The organism is Nocardia sp. NPDC051756 (assembly GCF_040681495.1).
Taxonomy (GTDB): Bacteria; Actinomycetota; Actinomycetes; order Mycobacteriales; family Mycobacteriaceae; genus Nocardia.
This window is the reverse complement of record NZ_JBFAYV010000014.1, coordinates 47,059-71,961: the sequence shown is the minus strand read 5'-3', so window position 1 is coordinate 71,961 and position 24,903 is coordinate 47,059. Positions and strand designations below refer to the sequence as shown.

The window sequence follows — 24,903 nt, the reverse complement described above, 5'->3', positions numbered from 1 at the left end:
CCGGCGGCCGGATTCACGGGCGGATCAGCTGGCCGCGGTCGAATTCGTGGCCGCCCCACACGCCGGACTGGCCGGTGCGGGCGGCGAATTCACCGCAGGCCGCGCGGATCGGGCAACCCGCGCAGATGCCGCGCGCGTAGTCGAAGTCCTGGGACGGGTACGGGAACCAGGCTTCGTGCTGCGGATCACCCCGGCAGGCGGCCCGATGCCACTCTCGGGAGTCCGAGAGCGGAAGCAGCTCGGCCAGGGTCAGGTCCACGACCGGGCTGGTCTGGGTGCGGATGGTCATTGCGATCCTCTCCTTTCTCGGCTGGGTCAGGTGGCGGCGAGCTGCTTCCAGATCCGCCGCTGTTGCTTGGCCTGGTGGTTGGGCGCCTTGGGCTGCCACAGCAGCCGCATGCCCGCCTCCTCGGGGGTGCGGTCGGCCTTGGTCGTATTGCACGGACCGCAACAGGCGACGAGGTTGCTCCAGGTGTTCGGGCCACCCCGGCTGCGCGGCCGGATGTGGTCGACGGTGTGGGCCCAGGCGGCGCAGTAGCCACACCGGTGGCTGTCCCGGCGCAGCACGCCGGCCAGGGTGGCGCGGCTCTCGTCGTGCACCCGGGCGGTGTGCTCGATGTAGACGTAGCGCAGCAGCCGGATGGTCTCCGGGAGCAGTAGTTCGAAGTGCTGGGACCGGATCAGGAAGTGCGGCGCCCGGTCGGCGATCGACTCCGCGGTACCGGTCATCAGCAGCACGACGGCCCGGTCGGCGCTGATCTCGTCGAGCGCCTCGTAGGAGGCGTTCAGCACCAGCACGCCGGTGTGTATCCAGTTGTCGGCGGTGAGTGCCGCGGGATTGGCGGCATAGCGGAATGTCATGGGAATCACCATGTTTCGAGAGAGGTCGAGCGGGGCGAAGGGGCGGTCAGATACCGGCCGGGAGGTGGCCGTCGTCGTATCCGCTGCACAGCTGTCGGTCGAATGCTGGTTTTACGGTCGACAACCGCTGTGCCGCATCGGCGTTCGCCCGAATCGGGTCGTTCTCGTGCATGGCCACCTCCTCCTTTCCGCGTGCTCGTGGATCACCGCTACCTGGTGATCATCGTCGAATTCCATGGTGACATAACGGACCTACCGCTGTCGGGTCATTTATTTCCGGCGCGGATCAGGCGTTCCGCAACTGAGCGGCGCCGAAGGAAACGTGGAACCGCTGGCACCAGATCGTGACGCTGGTCGTTGCGGTCAGATCGGCGTCGGCGGGGAGGACGTAGTTCTGGCTGCCCTTGTTGCCTTTGAGGCTGCCCAGATCGGTGTATTTGCCGTCGTCGAAGACGAACCAGCCGGCTTTACCCTCGACCACGTCGGCGTCGGTGAGCCATACGTGCAGGTCGGGGCCGTCCGAGGTGTCGAGGTCCTCGAGCCGGAGGATTCGGGTGCCGTCGGGCAGTTGCAGGATCCGCACAGTGCCGGAGGTGTCGTGCTCGTGTGAGATGAGGGTGCCGGTGGCCAGGGTCCGTGGCTGTGCGGGCTCGCCGGGTGCGGCCGCCACGGGTGCGGCCTCGTTGACCGTGGTGTTGGTGAACAGCCGCCACGGTTGGGCCAGCGCCAAGCCGACTCCGAGCCCGGCGACCAAGAGGACGGCCAGTGTCCACGTGATGGGGGATCGGGCGATCTTGCGTGCGGAAACCATGGTGCTCCTCCGGGTGGCGCGACAGCTGGTGTCTCTATTGAACACTGCGAAGCGTCGATTTCCGCGTGCCGAATTGTGACCGAATACTGACAATGACCAGGACTTTTGACTTTCGCCCCCACCGGAGGAATGGGGGCGTCGGACGACCTCAGCCAATCGGCTTGTGTCCCAGCAGAACTCGGCCGGTGAACTGGGTCTGCTTGGCGCGCGGCAGCGGGTGGAACAGGCAGCCGTGGATGTCGCGGTAGCGCATCTCCAGCTCGCAGGCGCGCGAATAGCCCAGGCCGCCAACGGTTTCGATGGCGAGTCGGACGGTGTCGATGAGTGCTTCGGCGGCCGCGGTCTTGCGGCTGAGGGTGCGGCTGGCGTTGCTGTCGGTGTTGTCGAAGCGCAGGTTGTCGGAACCGGTGAACATGGCGTCGATCAGGTCGGTGGCGGTGGTGTGCGCGTTGACCATTTCGCCGGCCAGCTGGAAGGTCGGTGCGTCGGCGCGCTCCGCGACCAGGGTGGCGGCGAGGTCGACCGCGCCGTCGGCGATGCCGAGGTAGGCCGCCATGACCAGCGGCATCGCCGCGCCCATCACGACGTTCAGCAGCGGCGGCCAGGTGTCGGCGCGGCGGAGCAGGGAGACCGCGGCGTCGGGCACGAAGACGTCGTCGAAGACCACGGTGTGCGAGCCGGTGGCCCGCAATCCGAGTGTGTCCCAGGTCTTTTCGATGTGCACCCCGGCGGTGTTCACCGGGATGGCGCAGTGCAGGACGTGCGGGCCGTCGGGTGCGTCATCCCAGCGAATGCTGGTGACCAGGACGGTGCCCGCCTCGACGCCGCTGGCCGGAGCCTTGCGCGCGTGCACCCGGTAACCGCCGTCGACCCGCTCGGCCCGCCCGCTGGAACCGACCCAGTCCGCGGCGCCGGTACTGATCAGGATCGCCCCGTCGACCACCTTGCCGAACAGCGGGGCCGCGTCTATGCCGTGGTTGTGCCGCCACACCTGCGCGGCGACCAGATGGGTGTGCATCGCGAACGCGACCGCGGTCGAGGGATCGTGGCGGCCGAGTTCGCGCAGGATCGCGCCCATCTCGCGGTGGGTGGCGCCGCCGCCGCCGAATTCGGCGGGCACCAGCGCGGCGGACAGCCCGGTGACGCGCAGCATCTCGAAGGCGGTGCGGGAGAACTCGCCGCTGCGGTCGCGGTCAGCCACTTCGGGGCGCAGGGATTCGCCGACCTGCCGCGCGAGGGCGATCCAGCCGGTGGTCAGGTCGGGGGAAATTGTCGTCATGTTTCGAAGGTAGGAACGGCCGCGATAACCGAATAGTCCAGAAAGTGGACCCAGCCGGTCCAGAAACTGGACCCCGATCGCGAGGTGACCCATGACGAGCCCAGGCTACGGCCAATACTGTCCGATCTCCCGGGCGTTGGATGTGCTCGGCGAGCGCTGGTCACTGCTGATCGTGCGCGATCTGATGTTGGGCACCACGCGGTTCAACGATCTCGCGCGCGGGTTGCCCGGTTTGTCGCGCAGCCTGCTGGCCAAGCGGTTGCGGCAGTTCGAGCGGGCCGGACTGGTGGACAAGATCGGGTCCGTGTACCTGCTCACCCCGGCCGGTCAGGAGCTGGAGCCGATCCTGTTCGGTCTCGGCGAGTGGGGCGCGCGGTGGACGTTCGGCGATCCACAGCCGGAGGAACTCGATCCGGCGGTTCTGGTGTGGTGGATGCACACTCGACTCGACACGTCCTCGTTCCCGGGGAAGCGGCAGGTGCTCGCGGTGCGGTTTTCCGATGCGGCGGACCGGTTTTGGATCGTCATCGAATCCGGCGTGCCGTCGGTCTGCGCCGCCGACCCCGGCTACCCGGTAGACGTTTCCATCCTCTCCGACGTCGGCTCGCTCTACTCGGTATGGCTCGGCAGATTACCTCTCGCACAAGCGATTCGGACGGGCCGACTGACCTTCACCGGACCGTCCGCGCTGACCCGCCGCATGCCATCGGTCCTCCGCCTGAGCCCGATGGCCCCCTACACGAACCCAGCCCCGCCCGACTTGATCACCCGTGCCTCGTGACTCGACCCACCACTGTGCTCTTCGCACACCTGGTTCACCTATCGCATACTCAGCAACCTGTTGAGGGGTGTGCGAGGTAGAAGCAGGTCTGTGAAGGCGGCCTCATCTGTCGCTTGGTTGGCAGTGGGGACGGCTCGGGGCCTCGACGTATACCGTCGAGGCCCGGTTGCTCGGTGCTTACAGGTTGCCGACGATGTGTTCGAGGCGGTCTGCGACCAGCTCCCGTGCCTTTTCGCGCAGGGCCGGGCGGTAGCCGCTGGGGTACACCGGATCGCCGGGCGCGTAGTCCTTCAGGACCTCCTTGGCGAGGGTGATCTTGTGTACCTCGGTGGGTCCGTCGGCGATCGCCATCACCTCGGCGTAGTTCATCATGTCGACGAACGGGAGGTCGGTGCTGACGCCGATGGCGCCGTGCAGGTGCAGCGCGCGCTGGGCGATGTCGTGCATGACCTTGGGCATGGCGACCTTGATGGCGGCGATGTCCTTGCGCACCTTCAGGTAGTCCTGTTCCTTGTCGATGCGCCAGGCGGTGCGCAGCACGAGCAGGCGGAACTGCTCCATCTCGATCCAGCTGTCCGCGATGCGTTCCTGGGTCATCTGCAAGCCCGCCAGCGGGCCCTTGCGCATCGGGCGGGAGACCACGCGTTCGGCCATCATGTCGAAGGCCTTGCGTACCAAGGCGACGGTGCGCATCGCGTGGTGCACGCGGCCGCCGCCGAGGCGGGTCTGCGCCACTACGAAGCCCTGGCCCTCGGCCCCGAGCAGGTGATCGGCGGGAACCCGGACGTCGGTGAAGCGCAGGTGTCCCTCGTGCTCGCTGAAGCCGTGCACGTGGAAGTTCTTGACGATCTCCAGGCCCGGTGTGTCGGCGGGCACGATGAACATCGACATGCCCTGGTACGCACTGACTTCGGTGTTGGTAACCACCATGACGATGTGGAAGCTGGCGAACTGCGCGTTGGAGTTGAACCACTTCTCGCCGTTGATCACCCAGTGGTCGCCGTCGCGCACCGCGGTGGTCTTGAACGTGGTCGGGTCCGAGCCGCCGGTGGGTTCGGTCATCACGTAACAGGAGCCGATCTCGCCGGCCAGCAGCGGCTCCAGGTACTTGGCCTTCTGCTCCGGGGTGCCGTAGTGCGCGAGGATCTCGGCGTTGCCGGAATCCGGTGCCTGGCAACCGAATACCGACGGCGCCCAGAACGACGTGCCCAGCACCTCGTTGAGCAGGGCCAGCTTCATCTGCCCGTAGCCCTGGCCGCCGAGCTCCGGACCGAGGTGGCACGCCCACAGTCCCTGCGCCTTGACCTGCTCCTTGAGCGGGCGCATGAGCGCCATCGCCTCTTTGTCGGTGCGGTCGTACGGGTTCGGGTAGAGCAGATCGAGCGGCTCCACCTCGGTGCGGACGAATTCCGCCGCCCAGTCCAGCTTCTTCTGGAAGTCCGGGTCGGTCTCGAAATCCCAAGCCATGGTCAGCCTTTCGTGTGGTTGTCGGTCGTGGTCACCACGCCGTCGAGGAACGTGGTCGCGAGTATGTCGGCGATCTCGGCGGGGGAGTGCCCGCCGTGCGGTCGATACCAGAAGGTCACCATGTTCAGCATGCCGAGCACACTGTTGGTGACCACGTGGTCGTCGGTGCGCAGCAGTCCGGCGGCGTGCCCCGCGTCGATCGTCCGCTGCCAGCAGTGTTGCACGCGATCACGCAGTTCTTGCAGCTGCGCGCCGCGTTCGCCGCTGAGCGCGGTGACGTCGCGGAGCTGGATCGCGACCTCGCGGCGATGATCGATGATCAGGCCGACGTGGCTGTGGATCAGCTTGCGCAGCTTGGTGATCGGGTCGTCGGCGCCGGCCGTGATGCGTTCGGCGTCGACCAGCATCAGCTGGATGTAGTCGTGCAGGATCTGCCAGAGCAGTTCCTCCTTGGAGCCGATGTGGTAGTACAGCGCGCCGCGCTGCACGTCGGCGCGGTCGCCGATCTCCGCGACGCCGGTGCCGTGGAATCCCTTCTCCGCGAACAGTTCCACCGCGGCCTGCACGATGCGCCCGCGGGTATCGCCCGCCGTCGATTCGGCGGCGGGCGGGCGGCCGCGCCTGCGGGCGGGGGCGATATCGGAGCCGCTCGTCATCGGGCCGGGTCCAGGACTACCTTGCTCACGCCATCCGCGCGCTCGGCGAACAGCTGGTAGGCGTCCGCGCCGTCGGACATCGGAAACGGATGGGTGACAACGGCTTCCGGGCGCAGCCGGCCCGCCGCGGTCAGTTTCAGCAGGGTGGGCAGCTCGTATTGGATCGAGCACAGCCCGATATGGAATTCGAGCTCCTTGACCTGCGCCAGCGGCATGTGGAACGGATACGCGCGATTCTGGTTGACGCCGATGACGCTCACCCGGCCGCGGTGCCCGACCGCGCTGATCGCCAGCTTGATGGTGGCATCGGCGCCGACCGCCTCGATCGCCACATCCGCGCCGCCGCCGAGCATTTCGCGGATGGCGAGCTTCGGGTCGTCCGCCTCGATCGGCTCGGCGCCGAACTCGGCGGCCTGCTTGCGGCGTTCGGCGATCAGGTCGACGCCGAGCACGCGCGCCGCGCCCATGGCGAACGCCGACTGGATCGCCATCAGCCCGACCGGTCCGAGTCCGATCACCACCACGGTGTCGCCGGGCGCGATGCGCGCGCGGCGGGCTCCGTACCAGGCGGTCGGCGCGTTGTCGGTGAGCACGACCGCGGCCGCGTCGCTGACGCCCTCGGGCAACCGCACCAGGTTTCCCTCGGCGTGCGGGACCGCCAGCAGTTGCGCCTGGCCGCCGGGCAGCGACCCGCCGAGCCCGTAGCAGGCGTCGATGGCCAGGGGAGTGCGCTCGCAGGCCGCGACGATGCCGACCCGGCATTTCGCGCATCGGTTACAACCCGCCGACGCGGACACCAGCACCCGGTCGCCGATCGAGAGACTGCGCACCTCTGGGCCGAGTTCGACGATCTCGCCGACCGCCTCGTGCCCGACGCTGTAGCCGATCTTGTCGGTGAACCCGTGGCCGCCGTAGATGTGCAGGTCGCTGCCGCAGATGCCGCTCGCGGTGACCCGGATGATCGCGCTGTCCGGCGCGGTGAGGATCGGGTCGGGCACGTCGGAGTACGAGATCTGCCGCGGGCCTTGATAAGTCAGTGCTTTCATCGCCAACCGCCGTCCAGTGCGAGGGTGGCGCCCGTGCAGAAGGCAGAGGCGTCCGTGGCGAAGAATATTGCGGCGCCGACGATCTCGTCGGGTTCGCCGACACGATGCTGGGCGTTGAGCGAGCTGATCTGGGCGCGCATCTCGTCCGGCCAGGCCTTGGAGATATCGGTGGCGAAGGCGCCGCACTGAATCGTGTTGACCCGCACCGTCGGTCCGAAACTCTGCGCGAGACCCGCGGTGAGCGTGTTCAATCCGGCCTTGGCCGCGGCGTAGGGCAGCGCGAACGGCGCGGGGCGGACCGCCTCGATCGAGGAGATGTTGATGATCGATCCGCCGCTGTCGGCGGCCATGCGGGTGCCGATCAGTGACGAAAGCCGGAACGGCCCTTTGAGATTCACGCCGATCACCTTGTCGAACAAGGCCTCGGAGACCTGATCCAGGCTCGGATAGAGCGGGGAGAGGCCTGCGTTGTTCACCAGCACGTCGACCCGGCCGAATTCGGCGTACACGGTCTCCACGAGCGCGTCGCACTGCGCCCAGTCGCTGACATTGCACGCCACCGGCAGCGCACGCCGGCCGTGCGTGTTCTTCACCTCGTCCGCCAGCGCCACGCAATCGTCGAGTTTGCGGCTGGCGATCACCACATCCGCGCCCGCCGCGGCGAACGCGAGCACCATCTCCTTGCCGAGTCCCCGGCTACCGCCGGTGACCACGACGACCTTGTCCGTGAGCGACACACACACTCCTGCCGATCAGAAAATGTTCCGATCAGTACATTAATTCTCCGCGCCGATAGAATCAAGGCGTTGTCCGGCCGACCGCCGACAAAGCGCGACGCGCCGACTGATCGATCCCCTCACGATCGGCGCGCCGGAACATATCGGCGAGACGCCGCGTTTGACCCGCTACACGGTGGTATCACTACCCACGGGTAACATGTATGCGTCTTTCCCACCCGGCTTTCTCAGAAGTGAGGCAGTAGATGACAGAGCGGATTCAGGTCGGCGGGCTTCAGGTGGCCAGCGTTCTCCACGAGTTCATCGAGAACGAGGCGCTCCCCGGAACCGGCGTAGATTCCGCCGCGTTCTGGGCCGGAGCCGAGCAGGTCATCAACGATCTCGCGCCGCGCAACCGCGCGTTGCTCGCCGAGCGCGACGAGATCCAGGGCAAGGTCGACGCGTGGCACGCCGAACATCCCGGCGCGAACTACGACAAGGCCGCCTACAAGAGCTTCCTCGGCGAAATCGGCTACCTCCGTCCGGAGCCCGCCGATTTCCAGATCGCCACCCAGAACGTGGACACCGAGATCGCCACCACCGCGGGCCCGCAGCTCGTGGTGCCGGTGATGAACGCGCGCTTCGCGATCAACGCCGCCAACGCGCGCTGGGGCTCGCTCTACGACGCGCTGTATGGCACCGATGCCATCTCCGAGGCCAACGGCGCGGAAAAGGGCAAGAGCTACAACAAGGTTCGCGGCGACAAGGTCATCGAGTGGGCGCGCAACTTCCTCGACGACTCCGCGACGCTGATCACCGGCTCGCACATCGGCTCGACCTCGTACAAGATCGTCGACGGTGAGCTCGAGGTCGGCCTGGAGGACGGCACCGAGATCGGCCTGGCCGATCCGTCGCAGCTCGTCGGCTACCTGGGCGATCCGGAATCGCCGACCTCGGTGCTGCTGAAGCACAACGGGCTGCACATCGAGATCCAGATCGACCCGTCCTCGCCGGTCGGCAGCACCGATACCGCCGGCGTCAAGGACCTGGTGCTGGAGTCCGCGATCACCACGATCATGGACTTCGAGGATTCGGTCGCCGCGGTGGACGCCGAGGACAAGGTCCTCTGCTACCACAACTGGCTCGGCCTGATGAAGGGCGATCTCACCGAGAAGGTGAGCAAGGGCGACAAGACCTTCACCCGCACCATGAACCCGGACCGCGTCTACACCGCGCTCGACGGCAGTGACCTTGTGCTGCACGGTCGTTCGCTGCTGTTCGTGCGCAACGTCGGTCACCTGATGACCAGCGACGCGATCATCGACAAGGACGGCAACGAGATCCCCGAGGGCATCCTCGACGGCCTCGTCACCTCGCTCATCGCCACGCACGCGCTGCGCGGCGACACCGAGTTGAAGAACAGCCGCACCGGCTCGGTCTACATCGTGAAGCCGAAGATGCACGGTCCCGACGAGGTCGCGTTCACCAGCGAGCTGTTCGGCCGGATCGAGGACGTGCTCGGCGTGCCGCGCAACACGCTCAAGGTCGGCATCATGGACGAGGAGCGCCGCACCACGGTCAACCTCAAGGCCTGTATCCAGGCCGCCGCCGAGCGCGTCGTGTTCATCAACACCGGCTTCCTCGACCGCACCGGCGACGAGATCCACACCTCGATGGAGGCCGGGCCGATGGTCCGCAAGGCGGACATGAAGGCACAGCAGTGGATCAAGTCCTATGAGGACTGGAACGTCGACACCGGCCTGGCCACCGGGCTGCCCGGCAAGGCGCAGATCGGTAAGGGCATGTGGGCCATGCCGGACCTGATGGCCGACATGCTGGTGCAGAAGATCGGGCACCCGAAGGCAGGCGCGAACACCGCGTGGGTGCCCTCGCCGACCGCCGCCACCCTGCACGCGACGCACTACCACCAGGTCAACGTGCTCGAGCGGCAGCAGGAAATCCTCAAGGGCGGCCGGCGCGCCACCGTCGACCAGATCCTGGAGATCCCGCTCGCCGCGGCCCCGAACTGGACCGCCGAGGAGAAGCAGCAGGAACTCGACAACAGCGCGCAGTCGATCCTCGGCTACGTGGTTCGCTGGATCGACCAGGGCGTCGGCTGCTCCAAGGTGCCCGACATCGAGGACGTCGCGCTCATGGAAGACCGTGCGACCCTGCGCATTTCGAGCCAACTCGTGGCCAACTGGCTGCGCCACGGCATCGTCTCCGAAGACGAGGTCGTGGCCAGCCTGGAGCGGATGGCCCCGGTCGTCGACCGGCAGAACGCCGGCGACGCCAGCTACCGCCCGCTGTCCCCGGACTTCGCCGGCAGTATCGCGTTCCAGGCGGCCAAGGAGCTGATCCTGGAAGGCACCAAGCAGCCGAACGGTTACACCGAGCCGATTTTGCACCGTCGTCGTCGTGAGGCGAAGGCAGCCTGCAAGTAGAGCAGTACTTTTCGGCTCGAGGCCCCGCACCGGATACTTCCGGCGCGGGGCCTCTTGCATTCCTGGAGATCAGCTCCAACACCCCGCCGCTGCGGTTGCCGAGGAGAGGTAGTTGCGTACGGTGCCGGGGGACTGTCGCATCCGACGCCGTGTTGCTCCGCGTGCTGACCCCGACGTGGCCAGATCAGCGAGCCGGCTTCGGTTCGGCCTGACCGGCGTTGGTCATCGGATGCCGAAATCACGACTCGAAACGAGGGCGTAGCAACATTCGGAGCCCGGCGGACCGTTGCCGGACTCCGCCCTTTCTCGAACGGCAGACCGGTGTCCGCTCGAACGTCGGATAAACTACGAGAACGTCTATGCGCGATTTGCGCGCTGCCTCGTCGGACACCGTGCCCAATCGTCGGCGGATCGCGGTGCTGGTACCCCTATCTCCGATGACGAGCAGGTCGGCGTTGGTTTCTTCGGCGACCGCGAGTAACGCCTTTACCGGCGGATCTTGGACAGCGCGGCGCACGACACAACCGACCTGGAATCCTGCCGCGCATTCCGCGGCTGTCCGCAGAATTTCATCCGCGGGCGCGGTGCCACGGATCATGTATGCGTCCTTCTTCAGAATGTCCGCTATCGCGTCGGCGTCACGCAGCGGCGATTTGTCGTAGGAACACACCAAAATTAGTTTTGCGCCGTTGACGGCAGCAATGCCGGCCGCCCGTCGCACGGCAATTTCCGATGTGTCTGTGCCGTCGACACCGACGACGATGGTCCGATACGTGCTGTTCATGGATTCTCCCGGCAGCATGATGAAGGCGAGGTTCCGCAGCTCGGTAAAGCGTCGTCGCTCGAACCGGGCTGCGGAATCTTCCCTCCAGCGTCCCCACCCACACCCGCCGTGGCGCGCGAGTGTTCCAACCGGAGGAACACGGGTGGCAATGGCGGCGGACAAACTCATGCGAAGCCGGCTGCGGTGGCAAGGAATCGGCCGGACCCGCCGCAGCGTTTGAGCAGGTCTCGAACCGTTGACGCGTGCCGGCGCATCTCCCGAGCGAGAACCGGTACCGGCGGCTAACGGCAGACGGAATCGACGATTGCTTGCGCGATCGGCCGGATGGGGCTGTTCTGGCCGCCGGTCGCTTCGATCAGGTAGACGAGCGGGTACGCGACGATGGAGCACTGGGGCGACGGGGGTGGCGGGGTGGCCGCCGCGGTCCCGGTTCCGGCCACCAGAGCGCCGGTGGTCAGTGCTCCGGCGATGGCGGCGGTGGCGAATAGTTTGCGCATGTCGATGCCTCGGCTTTCGTAGTCGGTTTCTCTTCGGCACCTTCGGATTCGGCGGTTTGTCGATCACGCGGCCGCCGTAGGTGCACACCTGAATTTATAGGTAGCTGAACATTCGCTGTTACTCCTATGTGGTCGATTCTCGGGAATGTGAGCGCCGCCACCCGCCGGTGGCCCGCCGCTGAGGCATTTGCACGGTGTTCGAGTGATATTTCTGTCGATTCGTCGATGCGGCAACTCGCGATGACTTCGACATTCCCGGACTCATTGAGGCGACCCGCGACATCGCCGGTAGTTGGAATTTTCGGTCGGTCGATTCCTCGGTGTTCTGGGAAACCGCTGCCCGTCACTTGAAACAGTAGGGCTCCGGGTCACGCGTGGAAGGATCCGGCTTTGAGCCGTCGAGCGATGCGCGCCGCCATGAGGGTCGAGATGCCTTGGGGTTCTTGCGGGTCCAGACCGGAGAGGTCGGCGATGCGAGCGAGGCGGTAGGACACCGTATTCCGATGGATATGGAGCCGGCGGGCGGTGGCGTTGTGATTGAACTGGTTGTCGATGTAGGCGTCCAAGGTGCTGAGCATCAGTGGTTGGTCGTCGAGGGGGTCGAGGACGGCGGCCAGGCTCGGTATGGCCGCACCGCCCGCGGCGATCGTGTACTCGAAGACCATGTCCTCCCGGCGGCAGACGACGTCGGGCAGGACGAGGCAGCGCGCGGCATCCGCGACGATCCTGGCATCGGCGTAGGCCTGCGGAATTGCCGCGTGGGTCGGTGCGGCGGCGACGCCGATCCAGAATTGCGGATGGGGTGTATCGCCGCGGAGTGCGAGACTGCTGACCAGCGCGCGCACCGGGTCGGCACGCTCGGGATCGGGCATCGGGATGAGGGCGGTCCAGCCGCCGTGGTCGCGGTGCAGGAAGGAGTTGGGCAGGCTGTTGATCCGGGTGCGCAGGCCGGTCAGGGTGCCGGGCGTCGGTTCGCCGAGCCGGATCGCCGCGACCAGGAAGGCGTCGGCGATCGACAGTTCGGGATCGCGTGCCCACCCGCTGGGGTCTCGCCCGGCGAGCAGGTCGGCCGCGATTTCCCGTCGGCGTTCCAGCAGGTCCCAACTGGGTTGACGGGCCGCGCCGACCAGCGCGCCGGCGATGCGGGACACCACCAGACTCAGATAGGCGGTCACTCGGAGGCTGATCTCCGGGATGAGCAGGTAGTCGTCGTGGTCGAGTGTCGGCAGGAGTTGGGACCAGAAGAAGTTGATCCCCACGCGGTAGTTGGCCAGCGCCTCATCGAGCGGCATGCCGTCGTGCACCAGTCTGACCGCACGGTCGATCAGCGGCCGGGTGTCCGCTTCCGGGAGATCGACGCCATCGGCCAGAAAGCGGAGGAACAGTTCGATATTCAGGCGTGCGCCCGGCACGAAATCGGCGTACACCAGGGAGTGCGGCAGGCTGTCGGCGGGCGCGACATCGGCGGTGAGGCCTTCGGCGAGTGCGGTGGCACGCGAACGGATTCGATCGACCACCGCGGACCAGCGGTCGGCCTCGTGCTCGGCCACTGCGGCGCCTCCTCCAGCATCATTGCTCGATGACGCCTGCCTCGGCGGCGCGGCGATCATGGATCAGCTCACCGCACGCAACGACAATCCGCTATGGGTATACCGCCGACGAATTCCGGTAGCCGTAGTGCATTTGCATAGTCCGGCGCGACCGTAAGGAAACGTGAAGTCGGCCGCCGATCGTCGTCCTGGCTGGTGACCGGGCATGTGCACAACAAGTTCTCTCGTTATTTCTGGGCTCTGTCAGTAGTGGCGGAACAACGGCGCGTGGTGGGATTCATCGGATGCCACCCGTCCCGGGTAGCGCACAGGAGTTTGCAGATGAAGTCCCTATTTCGGAGTTTCCCGCGCGCGCATCGACGGAGCGGAAAGGTTGTGGCGGTAGTCGCCGTGCTGCTGGGCATTGCGCTCACCGTGACGGCGACCTCGGCTGCCGCACCGTCCGCGATCGGGCCGGTTTCGAGCGCTCCCAATGGTTTCGGCTTGCCCGCGGGTTACACACCTAGCGAGAGCAAGTACCAGTCGGGCTACGACATCGCGCAGAACGTCCGGATGAGTGACGGCACCGATCTGCATACGACGATTCGGTTCCCGCTGGATCCGGTTACCCACCAACCCGCGGTCGGTCCGTTCCCCGTGGTGCTGTCGGTGACGCCGTACGGCGCGTATAACGGTGCGCTGGTGGCCGCGATCGGTGGTGTTTTCGAGGAGTACAAGATTCCGGTGCCCGGCGATCTCGGTCCGGTGATCAATTCGGTGCTGCAAGAGGTGAGCGCTCCGGTCGATCTGGTGAATCGCGGCTACATCAACGTCATCGCCGACGTCCGCGGCACCGGCGCGTCCGGCGGCCAGTGGTCTCCGATCAGCGCGCGCAGCGCCAAGGACGTCGCCGAACTCGTCGACTGGAGTGCCGAGCTGCCGAACGCCAACGGCAAGGTCGGCATGTTCGGCTACTCGTTCCCCGGTGTCGAAGCGATGCACGCCGCCACGACGATCGGCGAGAATTCCGCGCTGAAAGCCATCTTCACGATGAATACCGATTACGACGTGGTCCAGTCGGTCTTCGGTGACGGCATCTGGGCGCCGTTGATCTCGCTGTTCGTGGTGATCTGGCCGGGACTGTGGCTCCAATACGCGAACCTGTGGGAGGCCACGCTGGTCGAGCCGCTCCGGCTGCCGGGGTTGGTCATCGACCGGCTGAAGGGACTCATCGGTGACGACGGACAGGGTGTCCTCGGACTGGCCGCCAACTTGTTGACCCAGGGCATCTACACCGACAATCCGGTCGTCGGCAATCGGCTCTTGTCGACCGATATCGCCGCCATCGCCCACAACGACGTCGCGGTCTACGCGGTCGGCGGCGACTCCGACATCTTCCAGGGCGCGGTCTTCCAGATGTACGCGGCGCTACAGAATGCCGCCGCGGGCCGAGATCCCTACGGGCCGATGGATTCCCGGATCAAGCCCGATCCGCGCTTTCAGGTGCTGCAAGGTCCCTGGCAGCACGTCACCACCGGTTTCGCGCCGGTCGGGAAGATCCGCACCGAGGAACTCACCGCGGCCTGGTTCGACCACTGGCTCAAAGACATCGACAACGGTGTCGACCGAAATGACAAGCCGGTCAACGTCATCGACAACAACGGCAACGCGCTGAGCACCGCGAGCTATCCCTTCGCCGAAGCCACACCCACCAAGTTCTACCTGGACGGGAACCAGCTGACCGAAACCCCGGTCGCCGGCGATCAACCCTCGGATCGTTGGGACTACTCCCTGGTCAACAATCCGTGCGGCCGGGAACTGGGCAAAGCGACCGGCGGCGTCTTCGAATTCCTGTTCAACCTGTTGAGCCTCGGCAACGTCCACGAGCCGTGCTCACAGTCGGAAATCGGACCGCAGAACGGATTGACCTACACCACAGCGCCTTTCGACGAATCCAAGGTGCTCGCCGGGCCGATCACCGCGGACCTGTTCGCGAGCTCGACCACCACCAACGCCCTCTTCCAAGTCGCCGTCGAGGATGTCGCCCCCGACGGCACCGTCCGCCAGCTCACCGACGGCTCGTTGATGGCCACCCGGCGCGCCGTCGACGAGGACAAATCGTGGAAGACCGACGACGGAACCATCTACGCGGTGATCCACCCCAACAGCACGACAACGACGCAGCCGATCATCCCCGGCACCGTGAACGAGTACCAGGTGCGGGTCTTCCCGACGTTCCAGAAACTCGAACCGCAACATCGGCTGCGTGTCCGAATCTCGAGCGGCAGCTTTCCCGCCACGATGCCACTACCCCAAGACATTCCCGGCCTGCTCGGATCGTCGGTACAGATCGAACACTCGGCCCGCTACCCCTCGAAAGTGGTTCTGCCACTGGGCTCCTCCGACAAGGCGTCCTGGAAGTAGCCCCGAGTCGCGGCACCGCGCCAGCGAGCGATTACCGGGAGCAGTCGTGCGAACAGCGGATACCGGTCACTGGATGCGGTTGCCACACTGAGTGGTACGCGCAGGGCAGCGCTGCGTGCCGCGAGGCACAGTCATCTGCGGCGACAGATGACGATGGGCCGATCGTGAATCGCGAACAAAACTACTTCGACGCGCTGGTCGCCGATTATGTCGCCGCCCGCGACGACGAGCGTGAACTGAACAACCAGCTGGTCGGTGTGTTCGGTGGCGTGGTGACCACGTTGACCTTGTTCGGCGCCTTCGTGACCTTCGTCAGCGGGAAGGAGCCGCTGACCCGTATCCCCGATGCCGCCGCGGCCGCGGTGCCACTCATTCCGCTGGCGCTGGCCTGCATGATGCAGGTCACCGCCTCACAGGCCACCGTGCGCAGCTTCTATACCCGGGCCCTCGAACGCGAATTGGCGAAATTGCTGCCGCTGGGCATGCCGGACATGGCTGGTTATCCGCTGTTGCGGCCGCTCACCTACCGGGAAATGATCGGCGAACTCAACTCGCTCAGCCGTGGCTACCGGATTCCGCGCATCCTGCAACTCGTCGCCATGCTGTCGTTGGAGTTCATCTTCTTGGGCTTGCTGTGCTACATGGCGCGGGATTTCGCGTTCTATATTCAGTTCACCATGCTGGTGATCTATTTGCCGATCATCGTGTTGCTCGTGGTGGAAGCGGGCAACGGCACCGTCAACGGGCGTTCGTATTTTCTGAAGCTGGTGCGTGACACGCGGATTCGGCGAGCGGCGCCGCTACTGCCGCTGATCCGGCCGGTGACCGGCGAGCGGACGTTGCTGTCGTATCTGTTGCTACCCCGGCCGATGGATTTGAGCAAGGCGTTGTTCTTTCCCATCGGGGCGCTGACCTTGATCATGCTGCGGCCATCGGTGCTGGATGTTCCCTTCTTCGTGCCCAGAGCGCTCGTGCTGTGGTTCATCCTGGAGATTTTGATCTATCAGGGGCGGTACCAGCTCAATGACCTGCGTGGGCTCGACGAGGACCGGGTATCGCCGAACGCCGCACAGCGGGGGCGGATCCCGACCCGGGCGGCCGGGCTTCGAGTAGCGGCGTACGCGACATTGGGGGCCATCGGCGGACGAGTCGTGTTGACCGTCATCCTTTGCGGCTTGCCGTTCGTCTCGTTCTTCCATCACGTGATTCCCATGGCTGCCGGGGTTTTGGTGATCGCGGTGTTGTACGAGTGGATTCGAAGCATCGAGCGCAACAGCTTCGATCTGAGCAATCCGCGCCGCCATGCGCCGGCTGTGATCGGCTGGTCGGTCGTAGCGGCCGTCGGCCTCGGCTATCCGATGCGCGCGTTCCTGGGACTTTCCCTGCCGCCGACCATCGGCGGCGGCAAAGACATTCCGTGGGAATGGAAATGGCCGTGGAACTGGACGTTGCCCTGGCGGTGGAAATGGCCGGGGGAGTGGGTGCTGCCCGGTCAGGACAATGCGATCGCACCGTTCGGTCTGCACATCGAGACCGGATGGTGGGTCGTGATCGAGCTCGCCGCCTATTGCTTCTGGCTCGGTATCGTCTTCGTCTCCATGACCTGGTGCCTCGAAGGTGGAACCTATGTCAGCCACAGTCGAATGGTCTACGGGCGGCGCATCTTCTACGTCGACCGCTTGATCGCCCGAAAGCCACACCTGCTGCTGTTGCTCGGACAGACCCGTTCATCCGTGGAACCGGTACAGCCGGTAATTCCTTCCGGCGCAACCGCTTTCGACGGCAGGGGAGTTCACTGGCTCGACGGTGGTGCCAAGCCCTTCGCGGTGTGGAACCTCGCCCTGCCGATCGCCACGGTGCTCGCCGTTGTCTTGGTGAGCGACCTGTGGGGAAACCTTTGGCAGGCAACGCCATACCGGATCGTCGCGGTTGTCTCGGTGATCGCTCTGATGGTGTGGGCGACGGTGCCGGCCCGGGTCTGCCTGCCGATGCTCGTCCTGCTTAGAGCGATCGACATCATGTGCGCGGTGTCGGTCGTGATCACGCTACTGGTCACGATCGTCGTTGCCTCGGTATCGAGCCCGCTGTCGATGACACCACTGGCCATTGTTCTCGGCGTGATATTGACGCCGCTCGCCTATGCGATGCCCGTCTTGATGTACAAGTACTTCCGCTCGATCTCCTACAACGACCTCCGGCTCCCGGATTTCCTGAGCGCCATCACGCCGCGCAGCGCTCCCCGAAAGATGATGGGGCTCATCGTCGGACGCGGCCTCATCGATCGCATCTGGCCGCTCGGGCCGACTGGACCGTGACGGTACGCCAGTCGACCCCGCGGCTCTGAATTACCGCGAACAGGAGGGAATGGCCGCCCTGGTCGTCGCGCTATCTGGACGGCTGCACTGCGGGGGGCCATTTGTGTGGCAGGACGTTGGGGGGCTGGACTTGTGGGGCGAGGTCCCAGTCGAAGGTCACCCTGGTCCAGGCGGCGGGGCGCTCGAAGGAGATGGTGGGGCCGCCGAATGTTGCGGCGTCGAAGCTTGCGTGGCGGCCGAGGAACGCGGCGCCGATGAAGGACGTGTGTTTGCGGAATTCGGCCTTGTTGAAGGAGATCTCCTCGCCGCTGAAGGTCGCTCCGGCGAAGCTGGTCGCGCCGTCGAGGGTCGCGCCGTCGAACCAGGTGCTCGGTCCCGCGAACTCGGCCTCCGAGAACCGAGTGGTTCCGGCGAAGACGGCGTTGCGGAACGAGACGTCCTCATCGAATCGTACGTTGCCGAAATCGGCGGGCCCGTCGAAGGTCACTCCTTCGAACCAGGTCTTGTCCGAGAATCGCGCATTGTGGAAGGTGGCGTACTTGCCGGCGAAAATCATGTCGTTGAAGGTGTTTCGGCCACGGAACTGCGCCGAACTGAAGTCGGCGTCCGCCAGGAAGGCACCGGTCAGGTCGAAGTCGCGGTCGGACCACGAGTGCTCGGAAGCGGGCGTCACGTGGGCGGCGATGACCCGCACGATGGTCTTGCGCACTTCGAGTCGGGTCTGGCTGCGGGCGCTTTCGGGATCGGGTGTGTAGGGCAGCCGCAGGTAGCCGCACAGCACGTCGACGCACACCTGTACTTCGGCGTGGTTGTCGCGACTATGCCAGTCGTCGGCGAGCGCGGACATCGCGTACACGCCGGCCATCCGGACCGCCGGGGAAGGGTGGGCAAGTTGTTCCGCGGTGGTGGCGAACCTGGCTCGGAGACCGCGGATGATTTCGGCGTCATACTGCGCGGCGGCTAACTCGTATTGCTTGTTGCTGACGGTGAGTGCTTCGGCGGAGGTCTGCTGGGCCATCGCGGCGATCTCTTGGGCCTTGGCGGCGAGCCGGTTCGTTTCCGCGGTCAGGGCAACCGCCTGCGCGGCCGTGTACTGCGTCAAGTCCGCGGTGCGCTGGCGGCGATAGAACAGATATGCGGCGCCGCCGGCCATCGTCAGCGCCACGATCAGCACGGTATCGCGGACGGATTCGTACCACTGCTCGGTGACCAGGTGATGGCCGGTCAGCCACCACGGGCCGCCGCCATCCACCAGACGTACCGCCGCGATCAGCACGGGTAGCGCGAACGCGAACGTCACGACCATCCCGAAGAGCGTCTTCCAGAGCAACTTCCAGCCGGGTTCTGGAACATGGACAGGAACAACCAGATTGGGATCCGCTGACACCCAGCGATCTTCCCGCATCGCCCGAGCGCTGGTTGCGAATCGGTGCTTCTAATTCGTCACACACTCACCCGGATCGGGGAGCAGGTCAGCCGAATGCGAGCACCGGACGGCCGCGCACGCCGCCCTTTTCGAGCAGTCGGTGTGCGTCCGCCGCGTCCCCGAGCTCGAAGACGCCGGCGACGCGCAGGGTGAGCACGCCCGCTGCCGCCTGGTCCCGGAGCTCTTCGAGTAGATCCGTCCGGTGCACATGGTTTTGCACGCCGAAGCACAGGCGACGCACGCCCCGGGCGCTCGGCGGCCCGACCGGCTCGCGCGCCGTCGCGACGATGGCCCCGTCGCGGACCGCGTGCTCGGCGTCCTGATACACCAGTGCGGCATCGATCATGCCGTCCACGCCGGCCGGCGCGATGCGGCGCGTCCGCTCGGCGAATCGGGGTCCGCGCGCCAGGACGTGATCGGCGCCGAACCCGGCGACCACGGCGGTGTCGGCCGCGGAAGCGTCGGCGATGACGGTGAATCCGGCTTGTTTGGCCAGCTCGACGCTGTAACCGCCGAGCGCGCCCGCCGCGCCGGTCACCGCGATCGTCGCGCCCGGCGCCAGATCGAGGGCATCCAGAAAGGTTCGCGCGGTCAGCGCGTTCATCAGCAACGTCGAGGCCTCGGTCAGGTCGACGCCGGTCGGTGCCCGGACCACCGATTCCTGCGCCGCGACAACGAATTCCGCATGAGCGCCCGAGGCCCGCCGGGGAGCCACCAGGGCCAGCGCCGGCATGCCGAGCGCGAGTTCGTCACGCACTCCCTCGCCGATTTGATCGATCACCCCGGCCGCGTCCCAGCCGGTTACGTAAGTCGTTGCGGCCGAGGGATATTCCGGATGATCGCGCAACGCGAAACCGCTCCGGATCAAGATGTCGGAGGGGTTCACGTCCGCGGCGGCCACGCGTATTCGAACCTGTCCCCGCCCGGCCTGCGGCTCGGGCAGCTCCACCACCCGCAGAACTTCCGGGCCGCCGAATTGGGTGAAACCGACAGCCTTCACCGCTCGCTCCGAACCGTGTGTGCCAGGCCGGAATTCGCTGCTGTGGACGAGCGCTGCGCTCCGTCGCGAACCAGTCCGTAGCCGGCGATTCCGGTCAGCAGGAGTCCTTCGGTGAGGTGCACCCAGTTGGCGAAGGTGTCGACCGCCATCATTCCGCACACGCTGGTGCCGCCGATGAAACCGAATGCGGCGGCGGCGATGTACACCAGGGCGGTCACGACCGCATAGCGGATGGCGGTGGATTTCCTTCGGACGCAGAGCAATCCGACGAGGCCGGTCGCCAGGTGGAAGACGCCGTGCCATCCGTTCACGGTGACCGGGATGAACCCGAGCAGGTGGATGGTCTCCGAGTGCATCGGGTGCATCGAGAAGTCCGCGTTGATCGCGAAGGAGGTCACGCCGTTGCCGGTGAACCATGCCGCCATCAGGAAGGCGAACAGTTGGGTCCGGGTGGTTCGGAGGTCATGGAAATAGCGGGTCACCGATGTGCCGAGGGCCGACATAGCGACTCCTTCTCGTAAATGAGACTGATGAGACGTTGATTGTCTATTTGTCTCGAAGGTACTATCGGCGCATCGGAAACGACAAGGAGCGCCGTGACGCGAGTGACCAGCAACACACTGTTGAGCACGTTGACCTCGCCTGATCCGGAGGCGCTGCGTGCCCTCGGGGAGGCGGACGAGGTGACCGAGCGGATCCTCGCGGCCGCATACGAGCAGATGGCCGTCGTGGGCTGGCGGCGCTCGACCGTGGAAGACGTCGCCAAGCGGGCCGGGCTCGGCCGGGCCACGGTGTATCGGAAGTTTCCGAGCAAGACCGCGCTGACCGAGGCGGTGGTGCTGGGCGAGATGCGCAAGTACCTCGCGGGCAGCGCCGTGGCGAGCGGCGGGCAGCGCACGGTCGCGGACCGGATGGCCGAAAGTGCCGCCTACACCGTCGAATTCCTGCGTTCACACCCGCTGGTGCATCGCCTGCTGGAAACCGAACCGGAGACGATCCTGCCCGCCCTCACCGTCGACGCGGGCCCGCTGGTCGAAGCCTTCCGTGAGTTCTGCGTCAACCTGTGGCGGAACGAATTCTATGGCGAGACAGAGCTTTCCGCGCAGACCCTGCAACATCTGCGCACGGTCGCCGAGCTGCATATCCGAATTGCGTTGTCGTTCATTCTCACCAAGTCGAGTGCGATCGAGCTCGACACCCCGGACGGGGCTCGCCATCTTGCGCGCCACTATCTCGCGCCCATGTTGGACGCGCTGTGACTCGGTGCCGCAGTATGTCGTGAGTCACACGGTCTTTCTTTCCTATTGATAGTGACTATCTTAAAGATAGTTGCTGTCAATTCGTGAAAGGGGTCGCGCGATGTCCGATCACCAGTCCCTGTCGTACGCGGTGTTCGTCTCCGAGCAGGTGCCCACCGGTGGCTTGCTACCCGACGGCGTGCCGCGGACCTGGTCGCCGCTGTCGTCGACGTTGATTTCCGGCGACACCGATGCCCTGCTGGTCGACCCGCCGTTCACCCGGGAGCAGACCGACCTGGTCGGGGATTGGATCGAGCAGTCCGGGAAGCGGCTGACCCAGATCTACATCACGCACGGTCATGGTGATCACTGGTTCGGGGCGCCCCGGTTGGTCGAACGTTTCCCAGGGGTCACGGTTTATGCCACCGCGGGCACCATCGCGCAGATGCACGTGGCGGGTTCGCCGGAGCAGCGGAGTTGGTTGTGGGACAAGCTGTTCCCCGATCAGATCGGCGAGACCCCGGTGATCGCACGGCCGGTTCCCGCGGACGGTTGGAACCTCGAGGGGCACGCTCTGGAGGCTGTCGAAGTCGGCCACAGCGATGGCGAAGCCACGACGGTGCTGCATGTGCCCTCGCTCGGGCTGGTGGTCGCGGGCGATGTCGCCTACAACGGGGTGCATCAGTTCCTCGCCGAGGGTGGCCACGGTGGATTGGACGCGTGGCTGCGCGCGCTGGATACGGTCCGGTCGCTGAACCCGCGCGCGGTGATCGCGGGGCACAAGAACCCGAAGCTGCCCGACGACCCGCGAATCCTCGACCAGACGTCGGACTATCTGCGGACGGCACAGCGTCTGCTCGCGCAGGGGCTGTCTGCCGAGACGTTCATCGAGCAATTGCTGAGCAGCTATCCGGACCGGCTCAACGCCACTACCGCCTATCTGGGCGTCCCGTTGCTGCTGCGCAGCGAATCAGCCGCACCGGCCTAGGGCCTTGTCACCGCCTGGCCGTTGTCCAGGCAACCACCTTTCGCACTAGATCATCCCGAGGAGTGAACGCAATGAGGGCAATCCAATTCGACCGGTTCGGCGACTACGACGTACTCCAGTCGGTCGACGCGCCGACCCCGGCGCCGCGCGAAGGTCAGGCCTTGGTGCGTATCAGCGTGGCGGGGATCAATCCGCTCGACGACACGCTGCGGCGCGGAAAGTTGCCGGCGGGCAGCGTCAAGCCGTTCCCGCTCGTTCCGGGCATGAGCGGGGTCGGGCTGCTGGAGGAACCGGGTGCGAGCGGACTCGCGCCCGGCGCCCGGGTCCTGGTCAGTGGCGGACCGTACGGCATCGTGGCCGACGGCACCTGGGCCGAGTTCGTCGCGGTCGATCCGGCGCGGCTGCTGCCGATTCCCGACGCGGTCGACGATCTCGCCGCGACGGCCCTGGTCGCCGGGGCCGGTTACCTCACCGCCTACCTGGCACTGCGCGAATTGGCCGGATTCCATCCTGGGAGAACGGTTCTCGCTCCTGGCGTCGGCGGCGCCGTCGGCCAGGGCGGGGTCGAGATCGCGCGGGTGCTCGGCGCCGCGCAGGCGATCACCACCGCCACCACCACGGCGAAGGCCGAGCGCGGCCGCGCCCTGGGGTGGGAGGTCATCGACCTGTCGCGCGAATCCGTGCCCGAGGGAATCGCCCGCCTGACCGAGGGTAAGGGCGTCGACATCGTTCTCGACGGCGTGGCCGGCCCGTTGACCGGCGATCTCCTGTCGGCGCTCGCGGTCGACGGCACCCTGATCAGCATCGGCTACTCGGCAGGCATGCAGACCACCATCAACGTGACCGATCTGATCTGGAAAAACGCCTACGTTCGTGGCTTCAGGTTTGCCCTCTTCACGCCGCAGACCATCGCCGAGGGCAACCAAGCTCTGCTGGAACTGTTGGCGCACAAGGAAATCAATCCCCAGATCGACCGAACCTACCCCCTGGCCGACGCCGCCGAGGCCACTCGCCACCTCATCGAGGACAGTCCGTTCGGACGAGTGCTGCTCACCATGGCGACCTAGTGGGACTATCGTTTAGATAGTCCGTTTCCCGAGAACCCTCGATGTGAGCCATGACCAGTAACGAGATCGCCGCCAGTTCGCTGCGCCCCTACTGCCCCTACTACGCGGCCGCAACCGAGCTGCTGGGCCGACGCTGGGCATCGACCGTGCTGCGCGCGCTGATCCTCGGTCCGTCGAGGTTCAGCGACATCGCCGCCGCGATCCCCGGCATGACCGACAAACTGCTGTCCCAGCGGCTCAAAGACCTCGAAGGCGCAGGGCTTGTCGAACGCTCGGTAGACCCGGGCCCGCCGGTCCGAATCGACTATCAACTCACCGAGAAGGGAACCGCCCTCGGCAAGGTGCTCCTCGACTTAAACCAATGGGCATTGACCTGGATCGATCTGCCGGAAGACGAGTAAAACAGTCCAGCCATAGCGAGCGGCGTGGACCAACGGCGTGCGGACTCGGGTCTTTCGACACTGTGGCGGGCAGGCATCGGCGCGAGAGTGTGGGGCATCGCCCTCGTGAGGAGTACTCGATGCTTGTGCCGCCGCCGATACTGACGGTCACCTTGAACCCGACCGTGGACATCAGTCTGGAAGTGGATCGGCTGAAGGACGAAGGTAAGAATCGCGCGAGGGTGCGGTCGGTGCAGGGCGGCGGTGGGGGTATCAATGTCGCGCGTTGTGTCGGCAGGCTCGGGGGTTCGGCGCTCGCGCTGCATACGTATGGCCGGGAGGTCGGGCAGCGGTTGAACCGGCTGCTCGACGAGGAGGGGTTGACCCATCAAGGCATCGAGATAGGTTCGGACACAAGAGAAGCCGTGGTTGTCGCCGAGACGTACATCTGGCACAGCTACCACCTGGTGCCGCCGGGTCCCGAACTCTCGGTTTTCGAGCAGGACCGCTGCGCCGACGCGATCGTTTCGGCCGCGCAACGCTTTCCGTACCTGGTTCTGACCGGCAGCGTGCCACCCGGACTGCCGGATGATTTCTGTGCCCGAATAGTGCGGCGCCTCGATCCGTCCAGGACTCGCGTCGTGCTCGATATCGCCGGTGCTCAACTGCGGGAGGTGTTGAACGTGAACGTCTTCGCGATCCGCCTCGACCGCCGCGAGGCGGCCGGCTTGATCGGCCGGCCGATCGAGTGTTTCGCCGATGCCCAGGCCGCCAACGATCTGCTGCTCGACGCCGGGTCCACCGGCCATGCGATCACCACGGTCGCCGCGCTGGGCGCGGTCTACTCGAATACCTTTTTCCACCACCGGATTTCCGGCCCGATACCGCCGTCGCCCGCGCGCAGCGACGCCTGCGCGGGGGACAGCCTGGTCGGCGCGTTCACCTATCGGCTGGTCACGGACGCGGATTGCCTGCGCGCCTGCGAATATGGCGTCGCGGCGGCCGCGGCCACCGTCCTGCGGCCGGGCACCGAGATTTTCGAACCCGCCACGGTCGACGCGTTGCGCAGGGCGGTCCGCACGCGCCGCATCGACCGGCGGGTTCCGGAACACGGCTTCGTCCAGCCCGTGGTTGCCGCCGAAGGTCCTTGAACCCGAGGGGCATTCGGTCCGCGTCCCGGCCAGTGCCGAGCCG

At 66.1% G+C, this 24,903-nt stretch carries 24 protein-coding genes; 9 read left to right on the top strand and 15 right to left on the bottom strand.

The genetic code is table 11. The features are described 5' to 3' along the window. Positions 1-13: 13 nt before the first annotated feature. The 5 genes from AB0M22_RS40850 to AB0M22_RS40830 form a co-directional block, all read right to left on the bottom strand. Positions 14-289, bottom strand: coding sequence for a WhiB family transcriptional regulator (locus tag AB0M22_RS40850; RefSeq protein WP_364738399.1), 276 nt, complete (start codon positions 287-289; stop codon positions 14-16). A gap of 26 nt (positions 290-315) precedes the next feature. Next, positions 316-861, bottom strand: a complete 546-nt coding sequence (locus AB0M22_RS40845; protein WP_364738397.1) for an HNH endonuclease — start codon at positions 859-861, stop codon at positions 316-318. A gap of 46 nt (positions 862-907) precedes the next feature. Next, complete coding sequence (locus tag AB0M22_RS40840) at positions 908-1,033, bottom strand: hypothetical protein (protein WP_364738396.1); 126 nt, start codon at positions 1,031-1,033, stop codon at positions 908-910. A 114-nt stretch (positions 1,034-1,147) separates the two neighbouring features. Continuing rightward, positions 1,148-1,672, bottom strand: coding sequence for a DM13 domain-containing protein (locus tag AB0M22_RS40835; RefSeq protein ID WP_364738394.1), 525 nt, complete (start codon positions 1,670-1,672; stop codon positions 1,148-1,150). Between the two features lie 148 nt (positions 1,673-1,820). Further along, positions 1,821-2,951 (bottom strand): acyl-CoA dehydrogenase family protein, encoded by a 1,131-nt coding sequence (locus tag AB0M22_RS40830; protein WP_364738392.1) that lies wholly within the window; start codon positions 2,949-2,951, stop codon positions 1,821-1,823. 91 nt (positions 2,952-3,042) lie between these two features. On the opposite strand from AB0M22_RS40830, the gene AB0M22_RS40825 reads away from it, so the two are divergent. Continuing rightward, a complete protein-coding gene (locus AB0M22_RS40825; protein ID WP_364738390.1) occupies positions 3,043-3,732 on the top strand; it encodes a winged helix-turn-helix transcriptional regulator in 690 nt (229 codons plus the stop codon). 177 nt (positions 3,733-3,909) lie between these two features. Here the strand turns inward: AB0M22_RS40825 and AB0M22_RS40820 are convergent, their stop codons facing one another. The 4 genes from AB0M22_RS40820 to AB0M22_RS40805 are packed head-to-tail and all read right to left on the bottom strand — an operon-like array spanning position 3,910 to position 7,638. After that, entirely contained in the window at positions 3,910-5,199 is a 1,290-nt protein-coding gene (locus AB0M22_RS40820) for an acyl-CoA dehydrogenase family protein (RefSeq protein ID WP_364738388.1), read from the bottom strand. A 2-nt stretch (positions 5,200-5,201) separates the two neighbouring features. Continuing rightward, positions 5,202-5,855 (bottom strand): TetR/AcrR family transcriptional regulator, encoded by a 654-nt coding sequence (locus tag AB0M22_RS40815; RefSeq protein WP_364738386.1) that lies wholly within the window; start codon positions 5,853-5,855, stop codon positions 5,202-5,204. Further along, positions 5,852-6,901: an alcohol dehydrogenase catalytic domain-containing protein gene (locus tag AB0M22_RS40810; RefSeq protein WP_364738384.1), complete on the bottom strand. Its 1,050-nt coding sequence runs from the start codon at positions 6,899-6,901 to the stop codon at positions 5,852-5,854. Before AB0M22_RS40810 ends, AB0M22_RS40815 begins: the two co-directional genes overlap by 4 nt. Beyond that, complete coding sequence (locus tag AB0M22_RS40805) at positions 6,898-7,638, bottom strand: SDR family oxidoreductase (RefSeq protein WP_364738382.1); 741 nt, start codon at positions 7,636-7,638, stop codon at positions 6,898-6,900. Before AB0M22_RS40805 ends, AB0M22_RS40810 begins: the two co-directional genes overlap by 4 nt. A 245-nt stretch (positions 7,639-7,883) precedes the next feature. On the opposite strand from AB0M22_RS40805, the gene AB0M22_RS40800 reads away from it, so the two are divergent. After that, positions 7,884-10,061, top strand: a complete 2,178-nt coding sequence (locus AB0M22_RS40800; protein ID WP_364738380.1) for a malate synthase G — start codon at positions 7,884-7,886, stop codon at positions 10,059-10,061. 238 nt (positions 10,062-10,299) lie between these two features. On the opposite strand, the gene AB0M22_RS40795 is transcribed toward AB0M22_RS40800, so the two are convergent. The 3 genes from AB0M22_RS40795 to AB0M22_RS40785 all read right to left on the bottom strand — a co-directional run bounded on the left by AB0M22_RS40795 (position 10,300) and on the right by AB0M22_RS40785 (position 12,892). Continuing rightward, on the bottom strand, positions 10,300-11,013 hold the full coding sequence (locus tag AB0M22_RS40795) for a universal stress protein (protein WP_364738378.1): 714 nt from the start codon (positions 11,011-11,013) through the stop codon (positions 10,300-10,302). Between the two features lie 113 nt (positions 11,014-11,126). Further along, positions 11,127-11,342, bottom strand: a complete 216-nt coding sequence (locus tag AB0M22_RS40790) for a hypothetical protein (protein WP_364738376.1) — start codon at positions 11,340-11,342, stop codon at positions 11,127-11,129. Positions 11,343-11,710: 368 nt separating this feature from the next. After that, positions 11,711-12,892, bottom strand: a complete 1,182-nt coding sequence (locus AB0M22_RS40785; protein ID WP_364738374.1) for a helix-turn-helix domain-containing protein — start codon at positions 12,890-12,892, stop codon at positions 11,711-11,713. Positions 12,893-13,267: 375 nt separating this feature from the next. Here AB0M22_RS40785 and AB0M22_RS40780 point away from each other — a divergent pair, with 375 nt between their 5' ends. Together AB0M22_RS40780 and AB0M22_RS40775 are read left to right on the top strand one after the other, a co-directional pair. Continuing rightward, positions 13,268-15,295 (top strand): CocE/NonD family hydrolase, encoded by a 2,028-nt coding sequence (locus AB0M22_RS40780; protein WP_364738372.1) that lies wholly within the window; start codon positions 13,268-13,270, stop codon positions 15,293-15,295. Positions 15,296-15,459: 164 nt separating this feature from the next. Continuing rightward, the gene (locus AB0M22_RS40775) at positions 15,460-17,610 is read left to right on the top strand and encodes a hypothetical protein (RefSeq protein WP_364738371.1); all 2,151 of its coding nucleotides are present in this window, start codon (positions 15,460-15,462) and stop codon (positions 17,608-17,610) included. Positions 17,611-17,680: 70 nt separating this feature from the next. Here AB0M22_RS40775 and AB0M22_RS40770 read toward each other — a convergent pair whose 3' ends face one another. From AB0M22_RS40770 to AB0M22_RS40760, 3 genes are all read right to left on the bottom strand, one after another. Further along, positions 17,681-18,916, bottom strand: coding sequence for a pentapeptide repeat-containing protein (locus AB0M22_RS40770; RefSeq protein ID WP_364738369.1), 1,236 nt, complete (start codon positions 18,914-18,916; stop codon positions 17,681-17,683). A 166-nt stretch (positions 18,917-19,082) separates the two neighbouring features. Further along, the gene (locus tag AB0M22_RS40765) at positions 19,083-20,036 is read right to left on the bottom strand and encodes an NADP-dependent oxidoreductase (protein WP_364738367.1); all 954 of its coding nucleotides are present in this window, start codon (positions 20,034-20,036) and stop codon (positions 19,083-19,085) included. Further along, entirely contained in the window at positions 20,033-20,539 is a 507-nt protein-coding gene (locus AB0M22_RS40760; RefSeq protein ID WP_364738365.1) for a DUF4383 domain-containing protein, read from the bottom strand. The genes AB0M22_RS40765 and AB0M22_RS40760 overlap by 4 nt, the downstream gene beginning before the upstream one ends. Before the next feature lie 102 nt (positions 20,540-20,641). Between AB0M22_RS40760 and AB0M22_RS40755 the strand changes: the two genes are divergently transcribed. From AB0M22_RS40755 to AB0M22_RS40735, 5 genes are all read left to right on the top strand, one after another. Further along, on the top strand, positions 20,642-21,295 hold the full coding sequence (locus AB0M22_RS40755) for a helix-turn-helix domain-containing protein (RefSeq protein WP_364738363.1): 654 nt from the start codon (positions 20,642-20,644) through the stop codon (positions 21,293-21,295). Positions 21,296-21,395: 100 nt separating this feature from the next. After that, complete coding sequence (locus AB0M22_RS40750) at positions 21,396-22,262, top strand: MBL fold metallo-hydrolase (protein ID WP_364738361.1); 867 nt, start codon at positions 21,396-21,398, stop codon at positions 22,260-22,262. Positions 22,263-22,333: 71 nt separating this feature from the next. Then, the gene (locus AB0M22_RS40745; RefSeq protein WP_364738360.1) at positions 22,334-23,329 is read left to right on the top strand and encodes a zinc-binding alcohol dehydrogenase family protein; all 996 of its coding nucleotides are present in this window, start codon (positions 22,334-22,336) and stop codon (positions 23,327-23,329) included. A 50-nt stretch (positions 23,330-23,379) separates the two neighbouring features. Beyond that, entirely contained in the window at positions 23,380-23,730 is a 351-nt protein-coding gene (locus tag AB0M22_RS40740; RefSeq protein WP_364738358.1) for a helix-turn-helix domain-containing protein, read from the top strand. Positions 23,731-23,849: 119 nt separating this feature from the next. Continuing rightward, the gene (locus AB0M22_RS40735; RefSeq protein WP_364738356.1) at positions 23,850-24,860 is read left to right on the top strand and encodes a PfkB family carbohydrate kinase; all 1,011 of its coding nucleotides are present in this window, start codon (positions 23,850-23,852) and stop codon (positions 24,858-24,860) included. Positions 24,861-24,903 lie beyond the last annotated feature (43 nt).